This is a genomic window from Cetobacterium sp. 2A (genome assembly GCF_014250685.1).
Classification (GTDB): Bacteria; Fusobacteriota; Fusobacteriia; order Fusobacteriales; family Fusobacteriaceae; genus Cetobacterium.
On sequence record NZ_JACFAJ010000005.1, the window covers coordinates 14,861 to 36,027 of the forward strand.

30 protein-coding genes are annotated in these 21,167 nt (G+C 26.8%); 13 read left to right on the forward strand and 17 right to left on the reverse strand.

Going from position 1 to position 21,167, the window contains the following annotated elements; all coding sequences use genetic code 11:
* Positions 1-48 precede the first annotated feature (48 nt).
* The 3 genes from H3N56_RS02880 to H3N56_RS02890 form a co-directional block, all read right to left on the reverse strand.
* The gene (locus H3N56_RS02880; protein ID WP_185879805.1) at positions 49-774 is read right to left on the reverse strand and encodes a YaaA family protein; all 726 of its coding nucleotides are present in this window, start codon (positions 772-774) and stop codon (positions 49-51) included.
* On the reverse strand, positions 774-1,010 hold the full coding sequence (locus tag H3N56_RS02885; RefSeq protein WP_185879806.1) for a hypothetical protein: 237 nt from the start codon (positions 1,008-1,010) through the stop codon (positions 774-776). Before H3N56_RS02885 ends, H3N56_RS02880 begins: the two co-directional genes overlap by 1 nt.
* A 137-nt stretch (positions 1,011-1,147) precedes the next feature.
* Positions 1,148-2,239, reverse strand: coding sequence for a metallophosphoesterase (locus H3N56_RS02890; RefSeq protein ID WP_185879807.1), 1,092 nt, complete (start codon positions 2,237-2,239; stop codon positions 1,148-1,150).
* 198 nt (positions 2,240-2,437) lie between these two features.
* Between H3N56_RS02890 and rlmF the strand changes: the two genes are divergently transcribed.
* Both rlmF and H3N56_RS02900 read left to right on the forward strand, forming a co-directional pair.
* Entirely contained in the window at positions 2,438-3,328 is an 891-nt protein-coding gene (gene rlmF, locus H3N56_RS02895; RefSeq protein ID WP_185879808.1) for a 23S rRNA (adenine(1618)-N(6))-methyltransferase RlmF, read from the forward strand.
* Between the two features lie 98 nt (positions 3,329-3,426).
* Entirely contained in the window at positions 3,427-5,151 is a 1,725-nt protein-coding gene (locus tag H3N56_RS02900; protein ID WP_185879809.1) for an amidohydrolase, read from the forward strand.
* Between the two features lie 132 nt (positions 5,152-5,283).
* On the opposite strand, the gene H3N56_RS02905 is transcribed toward H3N56_RS02900, so the two are convergent.
* From H3N56_RS02905 to H3N56_RS02935, 7 genes are all read right to left on the reverse strand, one after another.
* Positions 5,284-6,636 (reverse strand): recombinase family protein, encoded by a 1,353-nt coding sequence (locus H3N56_RS02905; protein WP_185879810.1) that lies wholly within the window; start codon positions 6,634-6,636, stop codon positions 5,284-5,286.
* 143 nt (positions 6,637-6,779) lie between these two features.
* A complete protein-coding gene (locus tag H3N56_RS02910; protein ID WP_185879811.1) occupies positions 6,780-6,956 on the reverse strand; it encodes a hypothetical protein in 177 nt (58 codons plus the stop codon).
* 11 nt (positions 6,957-6,967) lie between these two features.
* Positions 6,968-7,393 carry a hypothetical protein gene (locus tag H3N56_RS02915; RefSeq protein WP_185879812.1) on the reverse strand — a complete coding sequence of 142 codons (426 nt, stop codon included), beginning with the start codon at positions 7,391-7,393 and terminating at the stop codon, positions 6,968-6,970.
* A 2-nt stretch (positions 7,394-7,395) separates the two neighbouring features.
* Entirely contained in the window at positions 7,396-7,581 is a 186-nt protein-coding gene (locus tag H3N56_RS02920) for a hypothetical protein (protein WP_185879813.1), read from the reverse strand.
* Between the two features lie 240 nt (positions 7,582-7,821).
* Entirely contained in the window at positions 7,822-8,802 is a 981-nt protein-coding gene (locus H3N56_RS02925; protein WP_185879814.1) for a recombinase RecT, read from the reverse strand.
* 26 nt (positions 8,803-8,828) lie between these two features.
* Positions 8,829-9,875, reverse strand: a complete 1,047-nt coding sequence (locus H3N56_RS02930) for a YqaJ viral recombinase family protein (RefSeq protein ID WP_185879815.1) — start codon at positions 9,873-9,875, stop codon at positions 8,829-8,831.
* Between the two features lie 160 nt (positions 9,876-10,035).
* A complete protein-coding gene (locus H3N56_RS02935) occupies positions 10,036-10,272 on the reverse strand; it encodes a hypothetical protein (RefSeq protein WP_185879816.1) in 237 nt (78 codons plus the stop codon).
* Between the two features lie 553 nt (positions 10,273-10,825).
* Here H3N56_RS02935 and H3N56_RS02940 point away from each other — a divergent pair.
* The 6 genes from H3N56_RS02940 to H3N56_RS02965 all read left to right on the forward strand — a co-directional run bounded on the left by H3N56_RS02940 (position 10,826) and on the right by H3N56_RS02965 (position 15,075).
* On the forward strand, positions 10,826-11,629 hold the full coding sequence (locus H3N56_RS02940; protein WP_185879817.1) for an XRE family transcriptional regulator: 804 nt from the start codon (positions 10,826-10,828) through the stop codon (positions 11,627-11,629).
* A gap of 61 nt (positions 11,630-11,690) precedes the next feature.
* Complete coding sequence (locus H3N56_RS02945; RefSeq protein WP_185879818.1) at positions 11,691-11,828, forward strand: hypothetical protein; 138 nt, start codon at positions 11,691-11,693, stop codon at positions 11,826-11,828.
* 18 nt (positions 11,829-11,846) lie between these two features.
* Positions 11,847-12,050 carry a hypothetical protein gene (locus H3N56_RS02950; protein WP_185879819.1) on the forward strand — a complete coding sequence of 68 codons (204 nt, stop codon included), beginning with the start codon at positions 11,847-11,849 and terminating at the stop codon, positions 12,048-12,050.
* A 73-nt stretch (positions 12,051-12,123) separates the two neighbouring features.
* On the forward strand, positions 12,124-13,098 hold the full coding sequence (locus H3N56_RS02955; protein ID WP_185879820.1) for a hypothetical protein: 975 nt from the start codon (positions 12,124-12,126) through the stop codon (positions 13,096-13,098).
* A 59-nt stretch (positions 13,099-13,157) separates the two neighbouring features.
* Entirely contained in the window at positions 13,158-13,427 is a 270-nt protein-coding gene (locus tag H3N56_RS02960) for an ABC-three component system middle component 6 (RefSeq protein ID WP_185879821.1), read from the forward strand.
* Positions 13,399-15,075, forward strand: coding sequence for a DUF2326 domain-containing protein (locus tag H3N56_RS02965; protein WP_185879822.1), 1,677 nt, complete (start codon positions 13,399-13,401; stop codon positions 15,073-15,075). The genes H3N56_RS02960 and H3N56_RS02965 overlap by 29 nt, the downstream gene beginning before the upstream one ends.
* 35 nt (positions 15,076-15,110) lie before the next feature.
* On the opposite strand, the gene H3N56_RS02970 is transcribed toward H3N56_RS02965, so the two are convergent.
* The 5 genes from H3N56_RS02970 to H3N56_RS02990 all read right to left on the reverse strand — a co-directional run bounded on the left by H3N56_RS02970 (position 15,111) and on the right by H3N56_RS02990 (position 17,542).
* Positions 15,111-15,488 carry a YHYH domain-containing protein gene (locus H3N56_RS02970; RefSeq protein ID WP_185879964.1) on the reverse strand — a complete coding sequence of 126 codons (378 nt, stop codon included), beginning with the start codon at positions 15,486-15,488 and terminating at the stop codon, positions 15,111-15,113.
* Positions 15,489-15,522: 34 nt separating this feature from the next.
* On the reverse strand, positions 15,523-15,918 hold the full coding sequence (locus H3N56_RS02975) for a hypothetical protein (RefSeq protein ID WP_185879823.1): 396 nt from the start codon (positions 15,916-15,918) through the stop codon (positions 15,523-15,525).
* 10 nt (positions 15,919-15,928) lie between these two features.
* Positions 15,929-16,468, reverse strand: a complete 540-nt coding sequence (locus H3N56_RS02980) for a hypothetical protein (RefSeq protein WP_185879824.1) — start codon at positions 16,466-16,468, stop codon at positions 15,929-15,931.
* A 196-nt stretch (positions 16,469-16,664) separates the two neighbouring features.
* On the reverse strand, positions 16,665-17,171 hold the full coding sequence (locus H3N56_RS02985) for a hypothetical protein (RefSeq protein WP_185879825.1): 507 nt from the start codon (positions 17,169-17,171) through the stop codon (positions 16,665-16,667).
* Between the two features lie 29 nt (positions 17,172-17,200).
* The gene (locus H3N56_RS02990) at positions 17,201-17,542 is read right to left on the reverse strand and encodes a hypothetical protein (RefSeq protein WP_185879826.1); all 342 of its coding nucleotides are present in this window, start codon (positions 17,540-17,542) and stop codon (positions 17,201-17,203) included.
* A 174-nt stretch (positions 17,543-17,716) separates the two neighbouring features.
* Here H3N56_RS02990 and H3N56_RS02995 point away from each other — a divergent pair, with 174 nt between their 5' ends.
* The 5 genes from H3N56_RS02995 to H3N56_RS03015 all read left to right on the forward strand — a co-directional run bounded on the left by H3N56_RS02995 (position 17,717) and on the right by H3N56_RS03015 (position 20,440).
* Positions 17,717-17,878: a hypothetical protein gene (locus H3N56_RS02995; RefSeq protein WP_185879827.1), complete on the forward strand. Its 162-nt coding sequence runs from the start codon at positions 17,717-17,719 to the stop codon at positions 17,876-17,878.
* 52 nt (positions 17,879-17,930) lie between these two features.
* Positions 17,931-18,317, forward strand: coding sequence for a hypothetical protein (locus H3N56_RS03000; RefSeq protein ID WP_185879828.1), 387 nt, complete (start codon positions 17,931-17,933; stop codon positions 18,315-18,317).
* Between the two features lie 547 nt (positions 18,318-18,864).
* Complete coding sequence (locus H3N56_RS03005) at positions 18,865-19,908, forward strand: replication initiator protein A (protein ID WP_185879829.1); 1,044 nt, start codon at positions 18,865-18,867, stop codon at positions 19,906-19,908.
* Between the two features lie 2 nt (positions 19,909-19,910).
* Positions 19,911-20,141: a hypothetical protein gene (locus tag H3N56_RS03010; RefSeq protein ID WP_185879830.1), complete on the forward strand. Its 231-nt coding sequence runs from the start codon at positions 19,911-19,913 to the stop codon at positions 20,139-20,141.
* Positions 20,142-20,194: 53 nt separating this feature from the next.
* Positions 20,195-20,440 (forward strand): hypothetical protein, encoded by a 246-nt coding sequence (locus tag H3N56_RS03015; RefSeq protein ID WP_185879831.1) that lies wholly within the window; start codon positions 20,195-20,197, stop codon positions 20,438-20,440.
* Between the two features lie 72 nt (positions 20,441-20,512).
* On the opposite strand, the gene H3N56_RS03020 is transcribed toward H3N56_RS03015, so the two are convergent.
* Together H3N56_RS03020 and H3N56_RS03025 are read right to left on the reverse strand one after the other, a co-directional pair.
* The gene (locus H3N56_RS03020) at positions 20,513-20,935 is read right to left on the reverse strand and encodes a DUF2335 domain-containing protein (protein WP_185879832.1); all 423 of its coding nucleotides are present in this window, start codon (positions 20,933-20,935) and stop codon (positions 20,513-20,515) included.
* Positions 20,889-21,107 (reverse strand): hypothetical protein, encoded by a 219-nt coding sequence (locus H3N56_RS03025; protein ID WP_185879833.1) that lies wholly within the window; start codon positions 21,105-21,107, stop codon positions 20,889-20,891. Before H3N56_RS03025 ends, H3N56_RS03020 begins: the two co-directional genes overlap by 47 nt.
* Positions 21,108-21,167 lie beyond the last annotated feature (60 nt).

The following is a 21,167-nucleotide window of genomic DNA, read 5'->3' on the forward strand; positions in this document are numbered from 1 at the left end:
AATATACCATAAAACAAAGTAAAATACAATATCTATTATGGGGCTTCTTTAATTATTTTTTATAAAATTTAAACTATCTTCTTTTGAAAATTCTAAAGAATAGACATAATTATCAACGGTAAAGTTTTTTAATAGTTCAATATCCTCTACTTCATTTACTATCATAAACTCTAACATTTTTCCTCTCATTTTCTTAACTTCTGTGCTTATACTCTTTATTTTCCCATTTTGTAATTGACCAAAACCTATCTCTATCACTTTATATTTTTTTCTATCAATCATTTTTGAAAATTCTGCTGATGCTAGATTTACAATAATTTCATTCGGCTCAAAGGATTTTGAAACTTCATTCTTCCAGAAGCTATACAATGACTCTGAAAGGATTTTCATTGTCATATCTAATCTGTATTCTTTTATCTCTGCGAAAGGCGTTAAGACACCGTAGAAAGCCGATAGTATCCTTAAATGTTCTTCCATATAATTAAAATTGGAATCTTTATATTTTTCAATATTTAAACTTTTAAAACTTACTCCGCTATATAAACCTATACTTGGTTGACAGGCTAAAGAATTATAGTTTTGAAAATTAAAATAAGTTTTTTCTAAAAGTTCGCCCTTGATTTTCATTATATTTCCAATCTCAATTTTATTTAAGTTTTTTAAGGTTTCAAGTAATTCTTTTGTTTTATCGCTAATATAAAACTCTTTTTTTAGTTCTGTATTTTTTATTTTTTTTGATTCCATTCCTTTGCTTGGTGAAAAAATTATTTTCATTATTTATTATCCAAATCTATAATTAATTTTTCTATAAATTCCTTGGCATTCATTTCTTTCCATCTTTTTCCTTTTATATTTCCAATCTCAGAACATTTTTTGTTTTTTACAGAGTTTCTAATGTTAAATATGCAATATTCACATTCAATATTTTTACACCCTCCAATTTCTATCACACTCTTTAGTTGCTTTTTATGATCCTCTGTATAATTTATTATCAGTGCTCTTCTGTCCATATAATATTCCTCCATATTGTACAATAAGTTTTTATTTAAAATTATTATACTACAAAATATACAATTTTAATATAAAATTAAAATCTTAAATCCTTAAATTATTTAGATACTCTGACTTCTTGAGAAATAAAATATATCTAATCAAATTGAAGCTCTAACACAACATATTGGCTCTGACTTCCTACTCTATATGGAATCATCCAGGTTCCAAGTCCTGAACTCACAAAACTATGAGTATCTTTGAATTTTTTATATCCATTCCCATTTAAATTTAGGTAATCTGTGAGATAATTCATTGGAAATAACTGCCCATTATGTGTATGACCAGATAGATGGAGATCTATTTCATTCTCAATGCTTTCAGATAAAGTCATAGGATTATGATCAATTACTATAATTGGATTTTTATTGTCTCTTTCTTCTAATAATTTTTTTAGATTTTTTCTTTCTTTATTAGTCTTATCATCTCTTCCAAGAACAGTGATTCCATCAATTTCAAGAGTTTTATCCCTCAATATATTTATTCCAATACTTTTTATATACTCTATATTTTTTTCAATACCGCCATAATACTCATGATTTCCTAGAACTGTATAGATTCCATGCTTGAAATTATATTTTTCTATTATTTCTTTTATTCCTGAACCTATAAGAGAAGAGTTATTATCTACAAAATCTCCTCCAATAAGAATAACTTCTGCTCCATCATTTTTCATCTTCTCTAGGGCAAAATTTAACTTTTCTCCATCAAAGATATTATTAAGATGAATATCGGATATAAATCCTATCTTCATTTTTTTTCCATTATTTTTTTTATCTATTTTTATCTTATAGGTAATTCCTTTAACTGTTTCAAATTTATATCTCCCATATATGGCTATTAATCCTATTACAATTAACATCATCACAGAAAATCGAAGCTGATTTTCATTGAGATATTTAAAAAAATTTCTCTTCATAAGTTGAGATAGTATCTGAATAAAAACAATCGTTAAACATAAAATCGAAATATAATTGTAATAAAAAAGAAAATGTCCAAGATATTTCTCGATACTTCCTCTTCCGTAAATTCTTCCAATTATTAAAGTTATAAAAGGTAAAAATCCAAAAACTGGCATAATATAAAGCATTTTTTTTGAATCATAAATTCCATACATCGCATATGTAGTTACAGATGCAACTATAGATACAACCAAAAATATTATAAAAAGAAATGAAAATATTTTCATCCGACCCTCCAATTTTTACTTAATTTATATAGTTTTGTTATTTAAAATAGTATTATCTCATATATTTCTAAAAATAAAAAGGTTCAAAATTCGGTTAATGTATAAGCTTTTAATTATAACATTGTATGCTAATAGATTTAATGATAAAATATATAAATATAAATATAATTAATATGCAAAATACAAGGAGTGTTTCTATTGAAAAAAGAAGTAAAAAAAGGGGAATTACATCCAAATAATCCCCATAAAGGAAGATATAACTTCAAAACTTTAGTCGATAATCTACCAGAGTTGAAGTCGTTTATTATAAAAACCCCTGTTGGAGAAGACTCTATTGATTTTAGTGATAACCAAGCTGTTATCTGTCTTAATAAGGCTTTAATAAAAACATATTATAATATTGACAATTGGGATATTCCAACAGGATTTCTGTGTCCACCTATACCTGGAAGAGCTGACTATATTCACTACATAGCAGATTTGTTATCTAAAAAGAAAAATGTTAACGTTTTGGATATAGGTACTGGTGCAAACTGTATCTATCCTATTATAGGTAGCCAAACCTATGAGTGGAACTATACTGCTTCAGATATAGATCCAGAATCTATTGAAAATGCTCAAAAAATAATAGATTCAAATGAAAATCTGAAGAATAAGGTAAAACTTAAACTTCAAAAAGATAAAAACCATATATTTACAGGAATTATTGAAAAAAATGATAAATTTGACCTAACTATGTGTAATCCACCTTTCCATGCCTCTCTTGAAGAAGCTTTAAAGGCAAATAAGAGAAAGGTTGATAATCTCAATAAGGGAAATACAAATATTAAAAAAGGTTTGAATTTTGGAGGACAAAAGGCTGAATTATGGTGTACTGGTGGAGAACGTCTTTTTCTTAAAAAAATGGCTAAAGAGAGTGCTCTTTTTGCTTCCCAAGTATATTACTTCACATCTTTAATATCAAATAAGGAGAATGTACAGCCTACAATAAAAGTTCTTGAAAAATTAGGTGCTAAATGTCAAGTTTTAGAGATGAGTCAAGGTCAAAAAATAAGCAGAGTCTTAGCATGGACTTTTAACAAAAATTAATTAAACTTAAATAAAAAGACCCTTTTAAAGAGGATTATATAGAAGCTTTTAATATAAAGTCTAAAATTAGTAAAATAATAGATTAGGGGGTATAAATTATGAAAAAAAGTCTTTTATTTTTTTTATTTTTAGGAGCTATTAATTCTTTTGCAGGTATAAATTCTGATGAAAAACTTTACTACAATGGAACTGTTTTAACCCTTGATAAAAATGGGGCAATTGAAGAGTCTATTTATATTAAAGATGGAAAAATAGTTGAAGTTGGTAAAAGTAATAATCTTCTCAAAAAGTTTGATAATAAATCTATTCAAAAAATTGATTTACAAGGAAAGACAATATCCCCAGGATTTATAGATATTCATAGTCATTTTATGAATGCACTAAGAATTTCTGATTGGGCAAATGTCTCTGCACCCCCAGTTGGAAAAGCTAAGTCGATAGATAATATTTTAGAAATTTTAAAAAATCACAAACTAAAACAAAATATAAAAGATGGAGAGTGGATTATAGGTTATGGTTATGATGAAAATTATCTAGATAAAAATTTAACTAAATTTGATTTAGATAAAGAATTTCCTAATAATCCAATTTTAATACTTCATGTTTCTAACCACGGTGGCGTTTTAAATAGTTTAGGATTAAATTCTTTTAATATAAATAAAGATACCCCAACTCCAAATGGTGGAGTTATTTCTAGAGTTCCCGGAACAAATGAACCAGAAGGGCTACTTATGGAAACTGCCTTTCTTGAAGTCTTTGCAAAACTTCCTCAACCATCTAACCAAGAACTTTTAGAAAAATTTGATATAGCTCAACAAACTTATGCTAGAGAAGGATATACTACAATTCAAGAGGGAGCAACTCATGCCAATGAATTAAAACTCTTAAAAGAAGCATCTAATAATAATAAGCTATATATTGATATAGTATCACTTCCATTAATAACAGAAGTTCCAACTTTAGTAAGTGAATATTTAGTAAATCCAAATGATAAAAAAATCAATATAGAAAATATAAATGAGCAATTTGGTGGTTATAATAAGAACTTAAAAATAGGAGGCATTAAACTTATTGTTGACGGTTCTCCTCAAGGAAAAACAGCCTCCTTTAAAGAAGAATTAAAGACTCCTGGTCCAAATGGCGAGAAACATTGGAAAGGGGAATCATTATTAGATCAAGAATCCTTAAATAAAGTATATAAAAAATTGGTCGACAATAATATAAAGGTATGGACTCATGCTAATGGAGATAACGGTATTGATATGGTTATAGAAGCAGTTAAATCTACAGGTGGTAAAAAGGGAGATGGAAGAAGGGATATTGTAATTCACTCTCAAATTATGCATCCATATCAACTTGATGAATATGTAAATTTAGGACTTTCTCCATCTTTTTTTACAAATCATGTATATTTCTGGGGAGATGTTCATATTAAAAATCTAGGAGAGAAGTTAGCTTCTGGAATAAGTCCTATGAACTCAGCTAATAAAAAAGGTCTTATTACAACAAATCATACAGACTTTTCAATAACACCATTGAATCCATTTATGACAATGTGGACAGCAACAAATAGAATAACTAAAGAAGGTAAACTTTTGGGAGAGTCCGAAAGAGTTAGTAATTTAGATGCTTTAAAAGCTATTACTGTTAATGCAGCTTGGCAATTAGGAGAAGAAGATTCAAAGGGAACTTTAGAACCTGGAAAAATGGGAGATTTTGTTATTCTCAGTGAAAATCCTTTAGAAGTACCTAAAGAAAAATTGTTAGATTTACAGGTTATCGAAACTATTAAAAATGGAAAAACTGTGTATAAAATAAAATAAGAAAATAAATCTTTAAAATATGAAAGGAAGAGACTCAAATCTCTTCCTTTTATATTTTGATACTACCTCCCACCTATAACCATATTCTTGATTTTAATCGTAGGTTGTCCAACTGTGTCTCTAGAGGTTAAATTAAAACTTGAATGTTATCAGGACTTCATCATCTATTATTATTTCTTCTATAAAAATATTTAACAGACTCTTTTTTTCTGATATAGTCAAGTTCTCAAAATTTTCAATAATCTCAACAAGCTTATCTTTTAATAAAATATCCATATTTGTATCTTTCTCTATTTTTTTATCTTTACTGTCTAATTCAGATATTTTTTTATCAATATCTTTTATGTTTTTTAAGTACTCTTCTCTATTAATAACTCCATCACCATACATTTCTATTATTCTACCACGCTTTGAAAAAAGTTTGTTAACAACATCTTGAACATTTTTTACTTTTTTATTTATTGATTTCTTTTCTAAAAAATTCAATTCAACTATTTTTTCTTTTAAAGATGATAAAATTAACTCCTCCAAAATATCTGCCTTTATAGTTTTATAACATTTATTACAGTAATAAAGTCTATATAAACCGGTTTTCTTTCTTCTGTGAGTTTTTCCAAACATTCTAGAATTGTCACATTTGTGATGCATTAATCCAGTCAAAATATAATCCGATTCGATAACTTTATTTCTTGATTTATCTTTCTGATTTATTAATTCTTGAACTAAACCAAATGTTGTATCATCTATTATAGCTTTGTGCTTTCCTTCGTAGATAGCTCCAGCTTTATTCTTTTCCCACTTTCCTGTATTGGGGTTTTTACCTTCAAATCCAAATTTTATCTTTCCTAAATACGTTACATTTCCTAAAATTCTTTTGATTGATAGACTTGATAAATTATATTCTCTTGATAAACTTTTATATGAAGATCCCTCTAAAAACTTTTTAAAAATTTCTCTTATATTTTGAGAATCAGCTTCATCTATAACTAATACTTTATTTTCTAAACGATAACCTTTCGGAGCAGGGAAAAGATGATAACCTTGACTTGCATAAAATTGCATTCTATTTCTAACTCTTTTAGAGATTATATCACTTTCTATTTCGGCCTGCGAAGCCATAATACCAAGCATTATTTTAGATGTTGGAGTTCCCTCATTAAGATAACTTTCAGTTATACTTTCAAAGGATATTTCTTTAATTCTCATCGAATGAACTAATTTATGAATAAAATAAGCATTTCTTGCAAGCCTTGATAATTCATAAAACACTAAAACATCAAAATTATTTTCTTCTATTTCTCTTTCTAATTCTAGAAAGTCTTCTCTGTTATTTTTTCTTCCAGAAACAACAGTTTTTATAACTTTATATATTTCGTATCCTTTGAAGGAGCAATAATGCAAAGCTTGCTCCTCCTGTTTCTCCAAAGAGTTTCTTTCTTCTTGGTGCTGGTCAGAAACTCTTAAGATTATCAATGCTTTCTTCATTTTATATCTCCTAACCAGCTATTTTCTTTTCTAAAAATTTAATTAGAATCTCTTTATTCTTCTCTATATTATTTTTACTCACTGTTGTTTTAACATTTAATTTAATTTTACCTATATTATTTTTCATTTCACCCTCCATTTTTTTAATTTTGAACCTTCATTTTAACAATGAAACCAATGAACTTTACTCTAACTACTAAATAATTTAATTTTTCTGAATTTTTTATAAATTTATATCTAACTTGATAATTTTTAACCTCACCTTCAAGAGGAACAATTTCCAAAATACGATTAAGATATTCTTTATTTTTAATTATCATTTTAAACACACCTACCGATTTTTATCATCCAAAACTTCATATTTTCCATTTGTATAAACTCTGTAATCTTTACAATTTTCAACATTGTAGAATGGATGCTCGTCATTAATTTGTTTTTTAAAGTCGTTCCATATTTCATCTAGTTTCTTTTTAAAATTCTCTTCGTGTTCAGGTTTTATATTTGATAAATAATTTTCTGCATAGTCCGATTCCTTATAAGCTATTTCTTGAAAAAACTCAATCATATCTTCGTAAATATCTGACCCACAATCACAATACGGAACATTTTCACCTATATTAATTAACAAATAATTTTCACCTTGTTCTATTCTATCTGTAAAATTAGAATCGTTTAGTACTTCATTAATAAGTTCTTCTATTGTATCGAAATCTCCATAGTAATTTTCTTCATCAAAAGAATAAGATAATTTTGACATTTTTAATCCTCCTGTTTATCTATATTTTTTTTAATAACATCTATAAAGTCATGATTTTTGCACTGATAATCTATTTCGACAAATATTTCTACTTTTGATAAAAATCCACATTTAAGGAAAACTTCATCCCCTATATTTATATTTCCAGTTACATGCTTACAAGATAGACAAGTTTTATTTAATCTCATTATTCAACCTCTTATTTTTCTTAATTTACTTCTTATTTAACAAATAGCTCCAGCTGTTCGACCAAGGGTCAGGCTCATCACAACTAATGTATCTTAAGTTGTGATGTATTCAATTTCTTTTGTTGTCCATTCATTTTTATGTTTATCATGAAATTCTGGATTAAAATATTTAACATCCTTTAGTTGTATTCCACTTTCATCCACTCTTCTCAACTTATTTACTCCCTTGCAATTTTATAATTACATCCTCTTATTGGTTTCTTCATCTAATACTGATTGTAATGTATCTAAATCATCTTTAGTAGCATTGTTAAAATCAATACCTTGTTCCTTTGCCACCTTAAGAATATCGTATGAAATAGTATGTGCATTAGATAACAGCTCTTCTTTTTCTTCTTTAGTTGCTTTTGTCATATTTTGTTGGTTATCTACATATTCAACACTTTCAACTATTAAAGATCCTGTTGCTTCGTCAATATCGGCTTTTTTAATTGAAGATTGATCAATAGTTTCCATGAGTTGCATTTCAGTTGATAATGGAGCAAACTTCAATATTTTTTTCAATACAGTTTTGATGGCCATTTCATCAAAATTTTTTGACCAAACTGATTTTTTATCCCATTCTTTTCTATCTTTATCTTTTTTATATGTTTGAGAAAATTTATCTGCATGATTTTCAATTTCATCCTTGCTCATATAAATAGTCTTATTAAAACCATTAATTAACTCCATATAAGCAGCATATCCAACTACTTCTCCACCAGTTACTGTCATGTTAAAATTAACTTCTTCTGTAAGTGGATTGAAGGATATTATTTGTCCTTCTCTTATTGGAATAGCATTTATTTTTCTTACTCCACCACTTCTAAGAGCTAACTGAATCATCCCTTTATAACCAAGAATAAACTGGGCTTGATTACCATATTTATAAATATATGCAAATCCAAGATTTTTTTCTATAGGAAGCTTCAAAGCTGCTGCTATAAAAGCTGAGTTTAAAACTGTTTGTGGCTCTACTCCGATTAAGTCTGTATTATATAGATTGATTACAGATACCATAAAAGCACCAGCATTATCTCCGAGAACAGCCTTTAGTTTCTTCCCATTTTCTTTAAGCATATTTTGAAGTATTGTTGTTGGACTGAATTGTCCTTCTTGTGCTTGTGTTATATTTGCACTAGTACCTATTTTATTTTTTGCTGTTTTAATTTCTTTTGTCATGTTATCCTCCTATTTAATCGTTTCGGTTAGCTTACTTTATAAAATTTACTTTCTGTTACTTTAAAGAATCTATCTGCATCTTTAATTTCTGCTTTTAACTTTTTCTTATCAATAGATTCTCTCTTTTGAGTAACTGTTGTTATTTTATGATTACCAAGTTTAGCTTTTTTAGCACCTGTTTTAATCATTTCATCTATCCAAGTTTGTTTGATTAATTCTATTTTTTGATTTCTCTCTTCTATTTCTGCTTTTAACTTATCAAATTCAACAGTATCAAAATTAAGTTCAATCTCTTTATCCTCTAACTTTTCAGCCATTTGTTTTTGATACTCACTATATGCAGCAGAACCATCAGGAGGAGGTTGTAACTTAGTATCTATATAAGTTTTCCAGAACCAGTCACAATACTCTAATAAGTAATTACACTCATCATTGTTTCTTTCAAGATAAAATTCTTTATAATCATTACCTCCAACAAGACAACATATATATGCAAATTTTAAACCTGTTACAGCCAAATAATGTTGAACTTGACAATAGTATTCTTGAGGTATTGTTTCGCCATTCCATTCTTTACCAGAAAAAAAGTTAGCTGTTTTTACTTCTAGAACTCCATGTTCATTTTTTAAAGGATCATATAAAATTCTATCTACATTAGCTAAAGATTTACCTCTTTTGAATGTTTTATTAAATTCAAAAACAATAAAATCATTATGCTTATTGCTAAATTCTTTTGCCACAACTTCTTCAAGCATATGACCCCAATGAGTAAATCTATTTCCTTCAAATGATGTCCCATTTACTTTACTATTCCAAATATCGACTGCACATTTATATTTACTTTCTCCAAGTATTGCAGCGACGTCAGACCCTCCAATACCAAGTTTTCTTGTTTCTAACCAATTGTCCTGATCCTTGTAGATTATTAATTCAACTTCTTCTTGAATTGTTTCTTCAAATTTTTCTGCTTCAGTTGGTTCTTTTAATAATTCCTCAAGTTCTAATTTATTCAATTTACTATACCCTTTTAATCCTTTTGATTTTGCTAGTTCTTTCAACCCTTTTATAGTCATAGTTTAGACCTCCCTATTATTTTTAAGTCTTAGTGGTATGCTCCAGAAGTTTTGGGGGGTAACTTCTAGGGGAGTTTTGGAGCATACTACTAAAATTTAAAGTTTTAAATTTTGATAAGTTCTTCAATCATTTATTTTCGGATTAAAGAACCTAAAAAACTTAAATATTTTTAAATTCATAACTCGTTTCTTCTTCTAAATATTCTTGTTCAACTTCAACTAAGCATTTTTTACACAGTTTTAAATCACTTCCAAGCTCATCAGTTAGTCTGAATTTGGCCTCATGCTCTCCACACTCACACATTATTCTTTCATATTCTTCTAATGTTTCATTCGTTTCTATAACTCTCCAGATTTCATCTGCAACTGCCTTACCACATATGTTTTCTACTTGCATTTTTTACCTCCATTTTATTCAGGTATATAAGAACATCTTGTAACAATCCACCACATTCTATAAATCTTGAATTGCAAATTCTTGTTCCCAAGACTGTAAAATTTTCCAGACATCATTCGTTATTTTCATAGTTGACAAGAAATTTTTAAATTTCATTATTTCCACCCCATTTTTTCTTTTAATTCACTAACAGTTATATTTTTACCAATTCCAAGTGATTCTAAATATTCTAATCTTTTATAAAATTCTGCTAGTGTCATAAATCCTCCTTTTGTTCTGTTTTAAAATTCTTAAGCTGTACACTGCAATATAAAAAATAAAATTTATATTTCTTATATTTTAATAATCTTTTTTGTTTCATTGATAAACTTCTAAAAACTTGTTTAAGTTGACAATCATCAACTTAAAAGTTAAAAAAATTTAAATACTTGTATATATAAAGTTATTATATATTTTTTATTGACGTTTGTCGACTGTATTTTATTTTTTAATTGATATTTGTCAATAATAAAGTTTAAAATAAAATAAAGGGTAATGAGGAGTTAATTTAACTATGAAAAATTTTGAATTGTCAGAAGAGGTAGCTTTAAAAATAGGCAATATTATAAAAAGAAGAAGAGAAGAACTTGGATATAGTACAAATTTTATAGAAATACGTACTGGAATAAATAAAGCTGACCTATCAAGAATAGAGAACGGAAAAAAGAAAAAGATTAATCCTATATATTTAAAAGAATTATCAAAAATTTTGAAATTAAATCAGATAGAGCTATTTTCTACAGCTGGCTTTATTGATAGAGATTATATTAATACTGAAGAATTAAATATAAAACAATCCAATAAAAAAGATTATATTATAGAACAAATAAAAGACCCTATCAAAATGATAACAATTCCAGTATTTGAAAGTGTTGCTGCCGGAATAGGGGTTATTCCAGATGCTCAACCTATAGATTATATCTCTATCCCAGAAATGTCAGGAGAGAGTGTGGCTATAAAAGTTAAAGGCGATTCTATGGAACCTACATTCTACAGTGGAGATTTAATAGTTTTAAAAAAAGAAGTAGAAATTTCTATTGGAGAAATAGGGGTATTTTTAAATAAAAGTACTGGAGAATCTGTCGTAAAAAGATTAAAAAATAAAAATGGGACATATATACTAGAAAGTGATAATCATATATTTAAAGATATAGAATTTAAAACAGATGATATAGTTTGCTGCGGTAAAGTTGTAAATATAATAAAAAAAGATTTAAAGAAAAGAGTAGATCCATTACATGAAATGATAGATAAATTGGAACCTGGCCAAAGAAATATTATTGAAATGATGATTAATGGATTATTAGAAAAGAAATAAATTAATAAAGTTTGTTTGCGAGGGGAGTTTATAATAAAATCAATTTTTTTGGAGGATAGCTATGGGAATGTATAAAAATATTCTAAATTCTATGAATAGTTCTATCAAAGATTCGATTAATAACATTTGGAAGTATTTTAATGAATTACCTTTAAAAGATAAAGTATTATATATTGATAATATGATAGATTTTTTTTAAACTTGCAAAGACATAACATTGGATGAAAGAAAAGAACTAATAAATTTTTCTGATGAAGTAAAAAGAAAACTTTTAAATATTTCTAATGGGTACCGTACAATGAGTGAAGAAAAAAAGAAACTTCTGCAAAGAGCCATTGAAAAATTAATAGATATTTCAACTTATTCAGATGAATTAAAAAGTGAATTGAAATTATTTATAAAAATTTTAACGAATAGTTAGATTTTATTAAAATAAAGGTTGTTTACAAGGGGAGTTTCTTATAAAATAAAAAATTATAAATGGGGTATAATTAATGAATGATAAGTATTCTAAAGTAGAAGCTATTGTAAAAGATTTGCAAGGAAGAACAGGAATGAATTTTCAAAATGGAGTAAGTCCTATTTTGAGAGAATATTATAAAACAATAAAAAAACAAACTTTTACAACACCTGATCCAATTTATGCAGGAGATGATAAAAATGATGGTTGGATAGAAGAGGAAGGAATCTTTTATCAAATATATGCTCCCAGAACTATAATAGAAAAAAAATCTATAATAGGAGATTTAAGGGAAAAATTTAGAAAAGATTTGGAGGGATTGGTAAAGCATGTTGTTGAAAAAAATAACTGGGGGGGACAACTTAGTGAATTTATATTTTTATACAATACCCACGATGGAGGTCTTCCTGCTGAAACTAAAAGTAATTATAAAGATATTTCTTTAGAAATTTCTAAAAAATATTCATGTGAATTTAAGTCTAGTTTAGTAAATTTAGATCATATAAGAGATTTATTGGGAGAATTATCTTCAGAAAGTTTGAGTAAATTATTAAAACAAATGGGTAATTTTACAATAGATGTTTTAGATGAGATAACTCCAAAGGTAATAATAGATACTATAGAACTAATTTGTGAAAAAGTTTATTTTTTAGAAACAACATCAGATTTAAATTACAAAATTATTACTCCCGAAGAAAAATTAAGTAAGAATAATTTAACTGAAAATTATTCTAAAATAAATAGAATTTTAAAAAAGACAATGTTTATGGAAGAAGTAGAAGGAAGCATAATTAATTCTGACTTCGAGTTAAAAGATAAATTTGATATCTTAAAAGCATACATAATAAGAGAATATTTGGAACTAAAAAATTTTTTTTCTGGAGATGAATTATATAATAATTTAATACAAGCTTTATCTAGCTTGGTAGATAAGGGGAGTTTAATAAAACCCACTGTAGAATTAATTGTTGTTTTTCTTTTTGAGAGATGTGATATTTTTGAAAAATAGATTATCTAAAATTAATAGTTATGATATAATTTTAATAAAAATATAAGGAGGTGTAAAAGATGATTTTACCAGATAAGTATATAACTCCATCAGAAAGTTTGATAGGAATTGGGGCATTTCTTTTAGATGTGATTGGGAAAAAATATATGACTATTGATAAACTGTGGTCTAGTTTTAATAAAAAATACATAGGAAGTAAAATTGTTAAATACCCTCCAACGTTTAATAAATTTTTATACACGCTCGAAGTAATGTATTTAATGGGATGTATAAACTACAATGAAAAGGGGGAAGTATTTAATGAAAATTTTAAAAATCAAAGTATATAACCCTCAAGAAGAACTAGTTAGGGAAGTTGATTTTAATAATGAAGGACTATCTGTTATATTAGGTAGAATAATAGACCCTGAAGCAAAAGAAAAAAGTTCAAATAGTATTGGGAAAACATTATTACTACTTTTTGTTAATTATATTTTAGGAAGTAATTCTACGAGTAAATTATTTTCAAAATTTTTAAATGACTGGGCAATAGAAGGTGAAATATTATTTGATGGAAATAAAGTAAATATAAAAAGAGTTATAGGAACAGAGGGAATTTTTTATAACAACACAAAGTTGGAATTAGATAGTTTTAAAAAAATATTAAGGATAAATCGACCAGAATTAGAAAAAGTATTCCTTTTAAAATCTAGAGAAAATATAATAAGTACAAGATTTCCAAATCCATCACTTAAAGACTTTGAAGTGTTTTGTAATCTTATGAATTTTGACTTTATTAATGATTTAGAAGAATATGACAAGTTAAAAGATGAAAAAGAAAAAAAATCTAAAGCAATTAAAGAAATGTTAAAGATGTTAGAAATAAATTTGAAAGATGTAAGGAAAGAACTTTTTAATATTACTAAACAATTAGAGGAAAAAGAACAAGAAATAGAAAAGTTAAATTTAAAATTGGAAAATTTAGATTTAACATCTTTAAATTCAAATATAATTCAAGAATATGCTCAAAATTCAGATTCTTTAAAAAAGCTTGAATTTAAAAAATATAAAGTTGAAATAGAAAATAACAACTTAAGAAAATATTTAGAAGAGTCAAACAAATTAGATAAAGGGTCGTTGATGATTGAGGGCCTATACAAGAAAGCAAAGGTTGATTTAGGAGAAGTTGTAGTGAAAAGACTTGTTGATGTTAAAAGTTTTTTTGAAACAATTTATCAAAATAGACTTTTATCAATTAATAAAGAAATAGAGAATAATAATTATGAAATAAAACAATTTGATATTCAGATAGAAAAATTAAAAAATACTATAAAAAAAGAACTGAAAATCATATCTGAAAGTAAGTTATATCAAGAAATTATTAATAATATATCGAAAATAAATTTAGATATTCAGGAACTAAATTACAAGCGAGGTTCGTTAAGTAGTACTGATAATTTACTTTTGAATATAGAAAAGATGGAAGATGATATAGAATTAAAAAAATCACAAATTTCAAAAAAATTCAAAGAATATCAAGAAAAATTAGAAACTATAAATAATTTTGTATATCAATGTGTTAAAGATATTTTCTCTACAAATGTAACAGCATATTTTGATTTTTCTATATCAAGTAATAATAGAAAAAAAAGTTTATTTGACTTAGAATTAACTTTAGATGGAGATACTGGAGAAGGAAGAAAAGCTGTAAAAAATATTTTAATGGATTTTATAATTTTAAAATTTTCTGATAAGAGTCAGTTTTTGATACATGATTCGTCATGTTTTTCTGGAATAGACTCCAGAAATATAATTTCCATTATTTCACTAGGTAAACATATTGCAGAAAAAGAAAATAAACAGTATATCGTATCTTTAAACACGTTTCAGTATTCTGGAATTTATTCAGAATTTGATAGTTTTGTAGATTCAAAAAAAGTTATAGAGTTAACTGATGATGGGGTAGAAAATAAATTATTAAGAGTTGAATTTAAATAAAAAAAGTAAGAGAAGCAATAGTTTCTCTTACTTTTTTATTCGCTAACTTTTCTTTTTAATAGTTCAATAGTCTTAGTTCCTGCTATTCCATCTGCAACTAATCCATTTTCTTTTTGAAAATCATAAATAGCATTTTCACCTTTATAGCCTAAAAAAAGTAAATTTGTATAAATTTCATCCTCTGACATTAATTTTTTAGGAATAATCTTTTTAACTTGAGGAATACTAGTTTTTTTAGATACCTTTTCCTCTTCAGTTTTACTAGAAGAAGAATTGTAAGAACTAGGAGATTTTCTGTGATAATGGTATTCTCCAGTCTTTCTATTCCAGTGACCACCATTAGAATCTAACCTTCCAGAATGGCCAAAACTAGACATTGATAGAAGTATTAACAAAACTAAAGTTCTTTTCATAAATTATCACCTTCTATATTTATTATTAGAAAAATTATTTAATATTTTCTAAATAGAATGCTCCATTTTTATCTTCTTTCAAATATTTTTGATATTCAGTTCCAAAGAGCATGTATAAAAGAATTTCTGGAACCATGTCTGAATTATTATTATTGATACTAACTGCTGTGGCAAAATATCCATTATTTAATTCCATTCCAGGTAATAAAAAAGAAATAAAATAATTTTCATACCCAGGATTATCTTTTTTTTCTTTTAATGCAATTGATTGCATTTGTTTTTCCGTTGGGAATTTTCCATTAACTATTGGAATTTCAAAATCAATAGAATATTTTATATTTGGAATAATTTCTTTATTTAAAGTTTTAACTTTATAATTTGCAAAAATAACATTACTAAATAATATTAATAACATAATTATTTTTTTCATAATCATCCCCTTAGATTTTACATGTAGCATCTGATTTATCGTACCATGTAATATCACCATTTATTAATTTTTGATAAGTTCCTATCATATAAGGTTTATTTTTATCGAAGAAACTTCCTCTAAGCCATACAGCTGAACTAAATCCCTTATAAAGATTATTATCTGGTGTATTTATAAAATCATTAAAGAAATGAATGATGGTTTCACCGCCGGGAGTGTAATCTTTTTTTACAGAATATTCAATAAGTTTTTCGGGGTCTGTTTCTTCTGTAAAAACTGTAAAGGATCTGATATTATCATTTTTATAATATCCAGTTTGTACAAAAACTTTATCATCTATAATATGAATGTCATAATACCCTAAATTCTTATAATAATCAGTAATTTCTTTATTTTTATTTATTTTATTCCCAGTAATACTATCCTGTATTTCATTTTGATTATTCTTTTCAGTAAATTCTTTTTTCTTAAAAATAATTCCTAATATTGCTAAAAGCAAAATAATTGGTATTAATGTAATAGAAATTATTTTCAATCGTTTTTCAGACACGCTTTTTCCCACCTATTTGCTTTAGTTTATTGTATTTTCTTCCTAAAAATAATTGGAATTATATTCTATATTAATAATTTTAATTTTAAAAATATTCAACTTTTTCAACTTCAATACTTCCATCTAATTTAAATTTATAATTTGCTGTAGATTTTTTTATAAAATTCCTTCAGTATTAAGATGAGTATTCTATTTTTTAGTTTGCAAGAGCTTTTAAGATTTCAATTTCTTCTCTTTCTTTTCTAGCTCTCTCTGCAGCGGCAGCTTTAATTTTAGCCGCTTTTTCCGCTGAAGCAGCTTTAATTTTAGCTGTTTTTTCAGCTATTTGTTCTTCTTTTATAAGAGCCTCATTGTCCATTTTCAACTTTTCTATTTCGAATTCATTTTTTAATTTCTGAGCTTCAATTAATTCCAACTTTTTCATTTCTAACTGCATTTTCATTTCTTCAGATTTATTTACATCAAGTATTGATTTATCTTGCATTTCTAATTTTTTAGTTTCAATAGAAGTAGTATCCAAAGTTTTCTTTAATTCAACCGCTCCATCAACCACAGCTTGTGTATTTGCAGCATCATGCTTATTTGTAGAGTTATCAGATGAACAACCTCTTAGAGTTCCAACCAATAGTAATGCACCTATAAATCCTACTCCAATTAAATATTTAGCTACTTTTCTAGTATTTTTCATTAGTGAATCTAACATATTTTTATTCTCCTTATTTAATTATTAGTTTATTTAGTTAATTCATGAATTCCCCATGTGGCAGCTCCAACAGCTCCTACTCCAGTTACAACTGATTTTATTGTATTATTAGTTTTTTGATTTTGGATATTTTGAGCATTTTGTTGTACTTTCATAGATGAGGCTATTTGATCATCTACCATTTTTAAGTCCCCTTTTTTAGCTAGTTTCTCTTTTGGAGTATTAGCTGGTCTTAACAATATTTGTCTTTTTACATCTTGTAGCATTGCAATTTCATTATTTTGAGCTTCTCTTAAAACTGCCGTTGAAGATGGAGCACATCCCCCGATTAATAATGAAAATAAAATTGTGATTATTAAAAAAAATTTCATAAAATCCCTCCCTTATTTTTTTAGTGAAATTAACCTATATTATATAATTTGATTTATTAAATCCGCAACAAAAGATTATCTATTATATATAAAAAGTAAAATTTTAAACCACCTACAAATCGCAGTTGACAATCGTCAATTATATTGTATAATGTTTTATAAGAGGTGATTAATATGAATTTTAAAAATCTTAAATTGGAATTAATTAAAAAAAATAAAAAATTTAAAGATTTAGTCGAAGCTGATGGTAGAAGCAGACAGTACTTACACAAATCTTGTTCAGAAGGCAACGGAAAAATTTTAAAACAGATGTTTCAATTGCTTAAAACCATTTAAATTTTTTTGATATTAAGTTGATATTTGTCAACTTAATTAGGAGGTGTTGTAAATGAATAAAATAGTAATGAGAGGTAAGAAGTACAAAATTGTATCAAATGAAAATCAATATGAACTTAAAACGATAGGAAATGCGTTACTTTTGAAAAGAGGGAATGAAGTATATATAACTCTTGATCTTGATAAAGTATGTCTAGGTACAAAGCTTGCAATTTTAGAAAATGTTGGGGTTGTATTGGAGGAAATACCTAAGGAAACAGAGGATATATTTGATATGTGGCTTGAAAAAAATCCAGGGAAAACATTTGATGAATTTACTGATGAGGTAATAAGAACTATAAGTAATCACTGTAAAGATGAATCAGCTCAAATAGAAGGACTTGATATAGGAGTGATAAGTCCTAAAAGAATCATTGTGATGGAATGTAAGAGTATATAGTGTAGAAATCTTCGAATTGTGAAAAGGAAAAAAGGAGGCATAATTGCCTCCCCTTCTACATAACTAATTATTGTGAGATTGTGGGCAACAATATGCGCACCCATCAGCTCTATTATATCCTTTTACCTTTGCTGCTGTAACAGCATTCGTAATTTCCTAATTCAACAAGATTAGGATTATCTACATGCTCACAAAAATGCTTATGTACTTCGTGAGTTACTTTGTTAATATAAAATTTCATAGGTTTAGTTCTCCTTTTTTCAAGTATTAATCTAGGCCTAGATTATTAATAATATAGTACTTTGATTCAAGAAGAATCTGAAATACTTTTTTTCCTATTAGCTGGCTTTAAAGTAAGTATTCAATTAATGCTCTTAATCCATAGCCAATCTAACTAAGGGTTGAGGGTAACAATTAAAAACAAATATTATTTCTTTGTATGTGCTACTTACTAGAAAGCCAAGTAAATCTTACTAGTAGGTGGTATCTATAAAAAAATAAAAAGACTAGATTTACTTGGCGGTGTTCTGGTCCATAGGAGGAACAAATGAGAGCAATAAAAAAAGAAGATTTAGATAATATTAACTATTATCAAGTACCTAAATGGTTGATGGATATTTTCATAGCTGGAAAAATATCACAAGGAGCATTTAAAACTTATATTCTTATGTATGATCGTTTAAGACTTTCATCTAAAAAAGGATGGATAGATAAAACTGGAGAAGTGTATATTAGATACTCATATGATGAAATGCAGAAAGATTTAGATTGTTCTAGACAAACAGTATCTAACAATCTAAAAGATTTAGAAAAACTAAAATTAATAGATAAAAAGAAGGGATTTAATTCTAGTTCAATCTTCTATTTAAATATATATGATGGTAGTCTAGAAAACTTTACTAGTAAAGATGTTTTGACTAGTAAAGAAACCTTAACTACTGATAGTCTAGAAAGCTTAACTGCTAGTAGTCTAGAAGACTTAGACGCTAGTAAGAATAACTTTAGTAAGAATAACTCAATAAGAACTACTACTAAACAAGATAATATAAATTATATAGAACTAACCTCTAATGAAATTGAAAATAGTAGTAGTTCTCTTAATTTAAAAATTAAAGAGATTAAAACATATCTACATGAAGAAATCAAAGATATAACAACTTGTAAGAATATCATGTTTTTAGTTGAGAATAGATATTTACCTCTTGAGAAAATCAAAGAGGTTGTTAATCATGCTAATAAATATCAAAAAGGATCTGGATTTATATATAAAGCTTTAGAGCAGAACTGGACTTTAGCAAAAGAAGATAAAGTTTTAAAGCCAGGAGAAACTGTTAGAGGTTCCAAGGTGAATCGTGAAGCTATTGAGTCTAATATCTTAGCTGAAAAAGAAAAAGAAGTGGCTCTGGAGTTAAGGGAAAATTTAAATGATTTTTTTTATAAACTTCCTGAAAAAGAAAGAATTGATATAGAGAACAAAGCATACGAAATAGCTTTAGAACAATATGGACATGCTACAGCAAAAGTTATGGCCAGAACTAAAACTAAGTATGAAATACTAAAGCGATATCACTCAGTTGAGAGAGGAGCGTAGTTATGGAAAATACTAAAAGATTAAGGGTAAGTGGTGTTAAATACAGAAAATCTCAAAATAAAATAAAGCAAAGATATAAAAAATTAGAGAGTTTAGTATACATCAACTTTAACTTAACAAATAAGGACCTTGCTGAAAAGATAGGAGTTTCAGAAAATGAATTTTACAGAGGGAAATATAATCTTTTAGCAAATAGCCTGAGGGATAAGTACAAACAGCAGAGTTTATTCTAACTAACATTTTTAATAAAAAAGTTAGTCTTTGAAATTTGGAGGGAGGTTATGAAATGGCAGGAGCAAAAGAGAGAGAGCTAGTACTTGAATTGATGTACGACATGATAGAGAGAATATTAACGCCTAGAGAGTTTGAGATTTATATAATGAGCAAGAGAATGAAACCAAGGCACATAGCTGACAAATTAGGATTGAAGGGCAGTGGAGTAAGAAGAAGATTAGTAAAAATAAAATACAAAATAAAAAATCATGAAAAATGGCTAAGAGAAAAAATAGATCTAAGAGGGTTAGCGATATAGTTATTTTTTATAAATAGAAACCACTCAATGAAGAGTGGTTTCTATTTGAATGTTCTCAAGACGATTCAATTATTACTTTTGATTATTAGTTTTATTAAAGAAAAAAGGAGTAATGATCATAGCAATACTTCCTAGGATTAAACTAAATCCCTCTAATGATTTATTAAATATTAAAAGATAAACTCCGGCGATTATTATCAGTAAAGCTAATAAAAATCCAAAAATCAATCCTCTGCCTTTCAATTCAATTTCATTTTTGATATTTTCACTTTCTTTTATTAAAATTTCATTCTCTAACTGATGTCGATGTTGTTGTTCTTTTTCAGCCATTAATAAAATTCTTTCAGCAGCTCCTGGGGTAATATCCTCGAATTTCTTTAATAAGTCTGGGTGAGGCAAGGGCCCTTGATATGCTTCTTGATGAACAACTTTCATTTCTTGCCCATTATCACTTTTTCCGCTTGCCTGCATACTCTTTTGATGTTTCGTACTCACTCATTCCCCTCCTTATGCTATTACCAACATTTATCCAATCTTTACTTAAAGAAGCTGAATCACTTGGTAAAGGTTTATGAGTATATGAAGTAAGTGAAGTAGTACTAACATTAGCAAAAGAACCAGCAATATAACTTATTCCAGTTAAAAATAATGATATTTTACTTTTCACAATAGTATACCTCCTTAATTTTTTTAATAATTTTACAAAAATAAGAAATTCTTCAATTTA